This is a genomic window from Mycobacterium sp. THU-M104, from assembly GCF_049197365.1.
Taxonomy (GTDB): Bacteria; Actinomycetota; Actinomycetes; order Mycobacteriales; family Mycobacteriaceae; genus Mycobacterium.
This window is the reverse complement of the sequence record NZ_JBMIOP010000112.1, coordinates 1-9,576: the sequence shown is the minus strand read 5'-3', so window position 1 is coordinate 9,576 and position 9,576 is coordinate 1. Positions and strand designations below refer to the sequence as shown.

Annotated in this window: 8 protein-coding genes and 1 tRNA gene; 1 reads left to right on the top strand and 8 read right to left on the bottom strand. The window is 65.0% G+C overall.

The features are described 5' to 3' along the window. Nucleotides 1–101 precede the first annotated feature (101 nt). The 8 genes from ACOJVU_RS10215 to orn form a co-directional block, all read right to left on the bottom strand. Entirely contained in the window at nt 102–1,151 is a 1,050-nt protein-coding gene (locus ACOJVU_RS10215; RefSeq protein WP_421529670.1) for an MCE family protein, read from the bottom strand. Further along, nucleotides 1,148–2,710, bottom strand: a complete 1,563-nt coding sequence (locus ACOJVU_RS10210; protein WP_421529669.1) for an MCE family protein — start codon at nt 2,708–2,710, stop codon at nt 1,148–1,150. The genes ACOJVU_RS10215 and ACOJVU_RS10210 overlap by 4 nt, the downstream gene beginning before the upstream one ends. 10 nt (nt 2,711–2,720) lie before the next feature. Next, complete coding sequence (locus tag ACOJVU_RS10205) at nt 2,721–3,584, bottom strand: ABC transporter permease (RefSeq protein WP_421529668.1); 864 nt, start codon at nt 3,582–3,584, stop codon at nt 2,721–2,723. Between the two features lies 1 nt (nt 3,585). Then, entirely contained in the window at nt 3,586–4,524 is a 939-nt protein-coding gene (locus tag ACOJVU_RS10200; protein ID WP_421529667.1) for an MlaE family ABC transporter permease, read from the bottom strand. 697 nt (nt 4,525–5,221) lie between these two features. Next, on the bottom strand, nt 5,222–6,148 hold the full coding sequence (locus ACOJVU_RS10195; protein WP_421529666.1) for an exonuclease domain-containing protein: 927 nt from the start codon (nt 6,146–6,148) through the stop codon (nt 5,222–5,224). Then, on the bottom strand, nt 6,148–6,771 hold the full coding sequence (locus ACOJVU_RS10190) for a hypothetical protein (protein WP_421529665.1): 624 nt from the start codon (nt 6,769–6,771) through the stop codon (nt 6,148–6,150). The genes ACOJVU_RS10195 and ACOJVU_RS10190 overlap by 1 nt, the downstream gene beginning before the upstream one ends. 254 nt (nt 6,772–7,025) lie before the next feature. Beyond that, nucleotides 7,026–7,098, bottom strand: a tRNA-His gene (locus tag ACOJVU_RS10185). 51 nt (nt 7,099–7,149) lie between these two features. Beyond that, nucleotides 7,150–7,797, bottom strand: a complete 648-nt coding sequence (gene orn / locus ACOJVU_RS10180; protein WP_421529664.1) for an oligoribonuclease — start codon at nt 7,795–7,797, stop codon at nt 7,150–7,152. A gap of 100 nt (nt 7,798–7,897) precedes the next feature. On the opposite strand from orn, the gene ACOJVU_RS10175 reads away from it, so the two are divergent. Then, the gene (locus tag ACOJVU_RS10175) at nt 7,898–9,439 is read left to right on the top strand and encodes a helicase HerA-like domain-containing protein (protein WP_421529663.1); all 1,542 of its coding nucleotides are present in this window, start codon (nt 7,898–7,900) and stop codon (nt 9,437–9,439) included. Nucleotides 9,440–9,576 lie beyond the last annotated feature (137 nt).

Genomic DNA, 9,576 nt, shown 5'->3' with positions numbered 1-9,576 from the left:
GCGCGCGCGCCTGCCGTCGCTTCACTCGGCGGTACCAGCGATCAGCCATCGGGGAATCAGCCATCGGGGAATCAGCCATCGGGGAATCAGCCATCGGGGAATCAGCCATTGTGCCTGCACTTGGGTGTGTGCATCGCTTTGTTCCCTGGCGTGGCGGCGTCGACGATGATCGGCACGACGTCGTTGAGGCCGGGGAAGAATCCGAACAGGTTCACGTCGCACCCGTAGCCGTTGCCGTAGGCGCCCTGGTTACCCATCCGGGTGAGGCCCTTGAGAACCAGCGGAATGTTGTCAGCGAAGAAACCGACCTGCGGCTCGACGCTGAGCAGGTGCCGGACGAAACCGGGCTTGCGTTCCATGAGTTCGGCGAGCGACGGGTAGACATCCCTGGCTGACGTTGACAGGCGGCCGGTCACCCGCGCCAGCGAACCCATCGCCGCCACCAACTCCGGGCGCCGCCCGTCGAGGGTGGACACGGTGTCGCGGGTCGCGGTGAGGATGCTGTCGAGGTCGGCATTCTGCCGGGCGACAGTGCTGACCACCGAGTTGAGATTGGCGATCAGATCGCCGAGCGCCTGGTCCCGTCCGGCGAATGTCTCGGTGAGCGTTGTGGTCTGGCTGACCAGCGCGGCAAGTGAGGGGGTGTCGCCCTGCAGTGACTCGATCAGCGCCTTGGTGAGATTGTCGGCGTCGCGCGGGTTCAACAGGGAGAACAGTGGCTCATAACCGTTGAGGAGCGCGGTGACGTCGAAGGAGGGCTCCGTGCGTTCCGGCGGGATGACGCTGCCGGGTGCCAGCCGGCCGGGACTGCCTTCGGTGCCCAGCGACAGGCCGAGGTAACGCTGACCGACGATGTTCTGGTAGGTCACCGAGGCGACGGTGTTACCGAACAGCGGCTGGTTGTCCTGCACGACGAACGAGACCTTCGCCAGTGTGCCGTCGAGGTCGATCTTTTGGACACGGCCCACCCGTACCCCGGCCATGCGGACGTCGTCACCTTCGCGAAGCCCGTACACGTCGGTGAAGACCGCCGAATACGACGCCGTCTTTCCGACCACGTCGCGTCGCAGACTGACGTACACCAGCCAGGTGACGGTGATCGCGGCCACCATGAACAGTGACAGCCCGATGAGCGGCGCGCGGAACTTCACTTCGTCCTCCCCGCTGTCCTCCCCGCCGGCCTCCCCGCCGGCCTCCCCGCCGGCCTTCCCGACGCGGCCGCAGGGGCCGGCGAGACCGTGGTGCCGCGCGCGATCGGACCGAGCAGCAGCTCGGTGGCCACCGTCGCGGGCCGGCCGGTGATCGAGGTCAACAGGTTTCGTTCGTCCTGGCTGCCCACCGGGCCGACGTTGCCGCCGAAGGCCGACGGGGCAACCGATCCCGGCGCTGCGGGTCGCGGCGCGTTGTCGGGATTGGCGGTCCCCGGGACCGGCGGTGAGGGTGTCACACCCGCCGGCAGTGGGGGATTGGGGTCCTGCAGATTGGGAATCGGGCTGATCAGCGGCGGACCGACGGCGACCAGGTTGCCGTCGGGTCCGATGACCGTTCCCGGCGGCGGCGCCAGATCCTTGGGCGGTTGATAGTTCTGCGGCAGCAGCACTTCCGGCAGGTCAGGCCGGACCGGGACCAGCGGCGCGGTGAAACAGCTGGGTCCCTTGAGCTCACCGTAATGCGGGCAGTCGGCGCGCGTGTAGGAGTAGGAGGGTGTGAACGAGATGTTGACTCGCCCGTTGGCGAGTTCGCGGTCCGGCATCCAGACTTCGTCCATGAACCTGTTGGCCAGGTTGTCGATCTTGACCGCGGCCGGAAGAAAGGCATCGGCCTTCAGCGCCAGCACGCCCAGCACGGGTGTGAAATCGGCGGTGATGCGGACCAGCTGGTCGATGTGGTTGTCGAGCGATCGGTGCGTGGTGCCCAGGGTGTGATCGGTTCCCGAGAGCATCGACTCCAGCTGTCCGCGTGTCTCGGCGAAGGTCCGCATCGGCTCGATGGCACGGTGCAGCGCGTCGAAAAGATCCGGGGCCGTGGACTCGAGCCCTTGGGTCGCCTCGACGAGCGCGGACAGCGTCGACGGGCCCGTGTCGGTGCCGACCAGCGAATTGAGTTGGTCGATAAGGTGATCCAGCTTTTTTCCGGCGTCCACCAGCGCCACGCGGCGATGTTCGGTAGCCACGGCGAGCGCGGCCACGATGCCAACGGACCTGTCTTCGCGGCCGCGTCCACTCGCGGTGAGCAGATTCCGCAGCTTGCCGATGGTGGTTTGGAACAGCACCGTCGGCAGGCGGGTGTCTTCGGGGATGTGGGCGCCGGGCCGGATGGTGGGGCCCGGTCCGTTGCCCACGAGCTGAACCGACGACACGGCGAAGACGTTGCTGGGCACCACGCGGGCGCTCACGGCGGCCGGGATCGACGTGGCGTAGTCGGGTTTGAGGTCGATGCGGACGTAGTTCGGCTTTCCGTACGCGGCCGGGACGACGCTGTTCACGCTGCCCACGAGCACGCCGTGATACTTGACGTCGGACTTTTCGGGCAAGCCGTCGCCGACGTTGACCAGATCGGCCACGACTCGCACGTGCTCGTCGAGCCGGCCGGTCGACTTGAGCAGGAGCGTCGCGGTGACCAGGCTCGCCACGACGAGGACCGCCACTCCGCAGCCGAGCAGCTGGCGGTCTGACGGGCCACGCCCGTCCTGCTCAAAGGAATTCGGCATCCGCGATCACCTACCCGCCGAACCTCGCGCCGGAGTCGACGCCGTAAAGAGTCATGGTGAGCAGCATGTTCACCATGATGATCACGGTGATGCTGGCGCGCATTCCGTGCCCGGCCGCCACCCCCACGCCCTCGGGACCTCCGTTCGCGTAGAACCCGTAGTAGCACTGGATCGTGGATGCGAACCACACGAACAAGACGGCCTTGACCAACGAATAGACAATGTCCTTGCCGGCCAGCATCATCGAGAAGTAATGCAGGTAGGAGCCCGTCGACCCGCCACCGCTGAGTCCCACCACCAGTTCGGTGCTCAGGTAGCTGAGTGCCAGGCACGCCGCGTACAACGGCACTATCGCGACCGCCGAGGCCATCAGCCGGGTCGTCACCAAAAACGGGATCGGGCGGATGGCAAGCGCTTCCATCGCGTCGATCTCTTCGGCGATACGCATGGATCCCAACTGGGCGGTGAACCGGCAGCCGCCCTGGATCGCAAACGCCATCGCGGCCATCAGCGGTGCGAGCTCGCGGGTGTTGACCAACGACGAGACGAAGCCGGTCGCGGGGCCGAGGCCGAGCAGTTCGAGAAAGTTGTATCCCTCGATGCCGACGAGCGCGCCGACGGTGACCCCCAGGACGACGGCCACACCGGCGGTGCCGCCACCCACCACCAGCGAGCCGTTGCCCCACGTGATGTTCGACAGCAGTGTGAGGAATTCGGTGCGGTAGTGGCGCGCGGCGATGGGTACGGCAACCAGCGCCCGAACGAAGAAGACCAGCATGTGCCCGAGCCGGATGACCGGCCTGGTCCCCCTGCGGCAAAGCTGAACCACCGGTTCGGTGAGGGGCTCCCATCGCAGGTACGCGGAGTTCGACACGTCACAGTCCCGTCCGGGGGGAGAGCATGACGTAGAGCTGGCTGATGGCGACGTTGACGATCATCAGTAAGAGAATCGCCTCGACCACCGCGGCGTTCACCGAGTTTGCCACCCCCGTGGGACCGCCTTTGGTGGACAGTCCTTTCTGGCCTGAAACGACGGTGACGATGACGCCGAAGATGACGGCCTTCAGCAGCGCCAGGATCATGTCGCCGGGTGTCGCGAAAGATGCGAACGTCGCCACGAAGCTACCCGGTGCGCCGTTCTGGAAGTACACGTTGAACATGTAGCTTGCGAAGAATCCGACGAAGCACACGACTCCGGTGAGCGCCGCACTGATCATGATCGCGGCGGCGAAGCGTGGTACGACGAGTCGGCGTATGACCGATACGCCCATCACCTCCATGGCATCGATCTCCTCGCGCATGGTTCGCGAGCCCAGGTCGGCGGTGATGGCCGACCCGACTACCGACGCCATGAGGATCGCGGCGACCATCGATGCGCCCTGACGGATGACCGCCAGGCCGCTTGCCGCGCCGGCAAGTGAGGTGGCCCCGACCTGGCCGGCCAGCAACGCGAATTGCACGGACAGCGTGACGCTGATCGGCAGGGCCACCAGAACCGTCGGAAGCACCGCCGTACCGGCCATGAACGCACCCTGCCGGACGAACTCACGTCCCTGGAAGCGCCCGGTGAACAGGTCGGCGAAGAAATACTGGATCGTGCGCACGCCGAGAACGAACTGCTCGCCGACCGTGGTCAGTGAGGCGACCGGGTGACGTTTGACGTACCCGATGGTCCAGTCACGGATGGCGTTGATGCCGTCCGGTGCGGCGTTGCCGCCCCCCGGGTGGTGGTCGTCGGACGAAACGAGTTCGCTTCGGGGGAGTATCGCGGCACGGTCTGCATCGTCGCGAGCAAACTTTATATCAACGGTCATCCGCTACCGGCAATGAGTTCCATCGGCGCTCTCCCACAACGAATTCGGTGATTTTTCGAACAGAGGGGGGTCGGGCGACCGGGAGCCAGCCCTGTTTCGAGTTGCCGCCCAGCCCGTTCCGCGATTCCGCAGCTCAATAAGCTCAGGGGTAACACGCTAACCGAGCTGACTAGCACTTTCAATAGTAGTGATGAACTCACGTACCAGCGCTGTTGTGTGGTGAAAGCGACGATGAGAACAGCGGATTGAACTCCTCGCGTCGCGAAGAAGCCAGCAAACACCGCATGGTGAGGATTCCCGGCGTCACGTTGCTGACATGCGCTTTGCGTTGTGGCGTGGATGACGGGACTCGAACTCCTGTAAACGTATCGAGCTGCTGTTTTGTGGGTCGAATGCCACGCTTTGCAGACGTCAAGCGGGGGGGTGTTTCTCGAACGCACCATGGCCGGAGCGTTGCGTCGGGCAGGTATATCGAAGCAAGGGAACCACCGCCGCTCGAGGTGGGCAACGGAGTTCCTTCCCCGCTGTTCACCCGGACTAGATGTGTGAACACATAGAAGGTCCTCTGCCCTCGTCCTCTCGCGAATTTTTGGGAGCTTGCTAGGACTCATCGAGAAGCGCCAGCCGGACTGCGCAGGTCGCGGCGATGTCGATCCAAGCACCGTCGGCATCGACTGGCGCGGATAGCCACCACGTTCTACAGGCATCGCAGGAAATCGTCCTCGGTCATTACTTCGATGTCTTGACCCTTTTCTTGTAGTTGAAATGCCTTCCATGCCTTAGCGGTTAGATCCGCACCAGGGCGTAGGACCGCAGGATTGATGTCGCCAAGAACAAGCACGTTCGTTCGCTTCGTGGTTTTCAGTTGTGGGATTGCGCCAATGCGCAAGCACTCGTCCCAGGCGGCTTGTCGAGTCATCGACATGAGCGTGCCGGTGAACACCACAACGCGACCGTATAGGTAACCACCAGGGTCGGCTCCTGGGTTCATTTCGTGCAGAACGGGGCGTGAGCCACCACCGCGCGAGGTTAAGAGCGCCACGCTGCCCCTGTAGGTGCCGCTGCTCATGTGACCGATGCGCACGCCGGCCGAACTGGCCAGCCCATTGAGTTCATCAACACCCTGGGTGGCGGCGAGGCGACGAACTATGTCCACGACGGCGCGCGCGTCATCGAGGGGGTCGTGGTGGTGTTCGATCGAGCAGCCGAGGGCGTCGAGGACGAACGGCAAGCGGTAAGACGGCAGCGACAACGCCCTGCGTGCGAGGACTAGCGTGCAGAGGAATCGCAGCTCCGGCCATTCGATGTTGTCCACCGCGCAGGCGTACCGGATAACCCCCATGTCAAACCCGGCGTTGTGGGCGATCACCGCGTCATCGCCTATGAACTCGACTATGGCGGGGAGGATTTCTTTCCAGCGCGGCTGGTCCGCAACCATCGCGGCGGTGATGCCGTGAATGTATACGTTGTAGCCGTCGAAGTAATCGACTTCCTCGGGCGGCCGCATCAGCCATTTGCGTTCTGCCACCGGTGATCCATCGCGAACTCGGACGAGACCGACGGCGCAGGGTGATCCTCGGTAGGCGTTGGCGGTCTCAAAGTCGATGGCTGTGTAGTCGAGCATTAGGACACCGGTTCCGGCGTAGCGAGGTCCGCGAACTCCGGTGGTAGCTCTGTGAGATTAATGGCACCAAGTTCGTCGGGCATGATCCCCGGTGGTTTGCCCGTTTTGGCGTTGAGGATGCGACGCACGCGCTGCGCGTCGGTTGCGAGCCAAGTCTCCCACACACGCGCGATATAGTTGGCGACCGACAACGCCCGGTAGGCGGGTCCTTCGCGTTCACCGAGCGTCAGGTGAGGCATCGTCCCGGGAAAGTCGGGGTCGACGAGCTTGCGGTTGGCGCATCGCGCAGCCGCTACCGCCTCCGCGATGCGCCGCTGGTGGGTGAGGGTCGCCTCGATGAGACCGTCACCCACCGCAACGCTAAGCGGGTTCACGAACGGCAGTGGCGGCGCAGTGCCATCGGTGAGGACGACCGCCCGGTCAGCGGTCAACGACCGGATTTTGTCATCGCGGCGTTCATCGGTGTGCGAAATGACGACGGCGTTGGTGTGGTTGCATTGAACGGCCTTCAGTTTGTCGCTGTCGTCCTTGCGCCTGTCGTGGGAATTTTCCATACGGCTGGTGAGCCACACAGCAGTTGCGTTCGCCGCCGGTTGCCTGTCAACGATTGCGAACCCGAGCATGGTCCTCCATCCGTCGACGTGTGTCGCCCACGCTATGACACGGCTCCGGCAGATGTTGATGACTTGAGCAAATCGAGCCGGTACCTGGCCACAAGGGGCAGCCTTGGTAGCCGTCTAGCGGGTCATACCACGGCTACTGCGGTCGACCCACCGGTTCCTGGTGGCATCAATGGATTTATCCGCCACCCCTGGCCAGCGCATTGGACAACAAACACAAAAGCGCCACTGCCTGCATAGACGCCCCTGCGCTTCGGGGTGAGTGACGGGACTCGAACCCGCGACCCCCAGGATCACAACCTGGTGCTCTACCAACTGAACTACACTCACCATGCTGCCGGGCCGGCCCCGTGGCGGGGCCAACGAACGGCGACGTCGATACTAGCCGGTCGTTGGCTCGGGAGCCGAATCGTTTGGTCGCGCTGCGTCGCGTTGGCTCGCAAGGCGGGCGGCTACCGCCTCGATTTCGCTGGTAGAGGGCCCGGGCGGCGAGACGAAGGCGGTCCGGCGGTAGTACTGCAGCTCGCGGATGGATTCGTGGATGTCGGCCAGCGCCCGGTGGGCCAGTCCCTTGGCCGGCTGACCGAAGTAGATGCGTGGGTACCAGCGTCGGCAGAGTTCCTTGATCGAACTCACGTCGATCATCCGGTAGTGCAGGAACGAGTCCAGGGCGGGCATGTCGCGGGCGATGAAGGAGCGGTCGGTGGCGATGGAGTTACCCGCCAGCGGCGCGCTCTTCGGTTGTCTGACGTGGTTGCCGATGTAGTCCATCACGATCGCCTCGGCGGCGGCCAGGTCGACGGTGGACGCTTTGACCTCGTCGGTGAGCCCGGATCGCGCATGCATGTCGGCAACGACGTCGATCATCGACGACAGCGCGGCGTCCTCGGCGTGGATGACGACGTCGACTCCCTCGCCCAGGATGTTCAGGTCGGGGTCGGTGACAAGGGCCGCGATCTCGATCAACTTGTCCGAACGCAGGTCCAGGCCGGTCATCTCGCAGTCGATCCACACCAATTCGTCCACCACAGCGCTCAGCGTAGGCGTTACGCGAGCCATCGCTCCCGGTCCCCCTGGCAAGTAGGGTGAGTCTGCCGAGCGGCTGACGATCGGAAAGAGGGCGCAGCACATGAGCACCGAATCAGCGGCGACAGCCGCCCAGCGGATCGCCGGCGGCTACGCCGTCGACGGCCGGGCGCTGGAGCTGGGCAGCGTCGTCGTCGACGGCGTCGCCGATCCGTCCGCGCAGATCCGCATCCCGCTGGCCACGGTCAACAGGCACGGCCTGGTGGCGGGGGCGACCGGCGCCGGCAAGACCAAGACGCTGCAACTCATCGCCGAGCAGCTCAGCGCCGCGGGCGTGGCCGTGCTGATGGCCGACGTGAAGGGCGACTTGTCGGGTCTGTCGCGCCCGGGGGAGGCCAACGAGAAAATCGCCGCGCGCGCGAAGGACACCGGTGACGGCTGGGAGCCGACGGCGTTCCCGGTGGAGTTTTTGTCGCTGGGCACCGGTGGGGTCGGCGTGCCGGTGCGCGCGACCGTCGCCGGTTTCGGCCCGGTCCTGCTGTCGAAAGTATTGGAGCTCAACGCTACTCAGGAGTCGACACTCGGGCTGATCTTCCATTGGGCCAGGCAGGCCGACCGTCCGCTCGTCACGCTGGACGACCTGCGCGGTGTGATCAGCCACCTGGCCGGCGACGAGGGTAAAGCCGACCTGAAAGACCTGGGCGGGGTCTCGGCGACGACGGCGGGCGTCATCCTGCGGGCGTTGGTGAATCTGGCCGGCGAGGGCGGTGACACCTTCTTCGGCGAGCCGAAGCTCGACCCGCACGACCTGCTGCGCGTCGACGACCAGGGTCGGGGCATCATCTCGCTGCTGGAGTTCGGCGGTCAATCGTTGCGTCCGGTCATTTTCTCCACCTTCCTGATGTGGCTGCTCGCCGAGCTGTTCGCCGGGCTCGACGAGGTCGGCGACGTGGACAAGCCCAAGCTGGTCTTCTTCTTCGACGAGGCGCACCTGCTGTTCAGCGATGCCTCCAAGGCCTTCCTCGCGCAGGTCGAACAAACCGTCAAGCTGATCCGCTCCAAAGGCGTCGGTGTGTTCTTCTGCACCCAGTTGCCCACCGACGTGCCCAACGACGTGTTGTCGCAGCTCGGCGCCCGCATCCAGCACGCGCTGCGGGCGTTCACCCCCGACGACCAACAGGCGCTCAGCAAGACCGTCCGCACGTACCCCAAAACCGATGTCTATGACCTGGAGTCGGCGTTGACGTCGCTGGGGATCGGCGAGGCCGTCGTCACCGTGTTGTCGGAGAAGGGCGCACCGACGCCGGTGGCGTGGACGCGCATGCGCGCGCCCCGCTCGCTGATGGCCGCGATCGGCAACGATGCGATCCTCGCCGCAGCCAACTCCAGTCCGTTGCAGGCCAAGTACGGCAACACGGTGCAGCGGCAGCCACTTCCGGCCCGACCCGGCTACCCGTCAACCCCGTCAAGCCCGTCAAGCCCGTCAGACGACCCGGTTCCGCCGATGCCTGAACCCTTCGAGCCGGAGCGGCCCAGCCTGCTGACAAGACTGTGGCACGATCCGGACGTGCAAGGCGCCGTGAACACGGGAATCCGCGAGCTCGTCAGAGCCAGGTTCGGCACCGGCCGTCGCAAAGGGAGATAGGAGTCGCAAAGGGAGATAGGAGAGGCCCGCTCGCGACACTCGCTAGTGGTCTTGCCCGTTAATCCGTCGGGCCCGTTCGCTGGGGTGTCGAGACTGCGGTGGCAGCGCCGAAACGCGAAAAAAGTAGCGCTGAGCAC

Coding starts and splice junctions, on each gene's coding strand:
- ACOJVU_RS10210 (WP_421529669.1), bottom strand. CDS start 2,710: ATGCCGAATTCCTTTGAGCAGGACGGGCGTGGCCCGTCAGACCGCCAG.
- ACOJVU_RS10200 (WP_421529667.1), bottom strand. CDS start 4,524: ATGACCGTTGATATAAAGTTTGCTCGCGACGATGCAGACCGTGCCGCG.
- ACOJVU_RS10195 (WP_421529666.1), bottom strand. CDS start 6,148: ATGCTCGACTACACAGCCATCGACTTTGAGACCGCCAACGCCTACCGA.
- ACOJVU_RS10190 (WP_421529665.1), bottom strand. CDS start 6,771: ATGCTCGGGTTCGCAATCGTTGACAGGCAACCGGCGGCGAACGCAACT.
- ACOJVU_RS10175 (WP_421529663.1), top strand. CDS start 7,898: ATGAGCACCGAATCAGCGGCGACAGCCGCCCAGCGGATCGCCGGCGGC.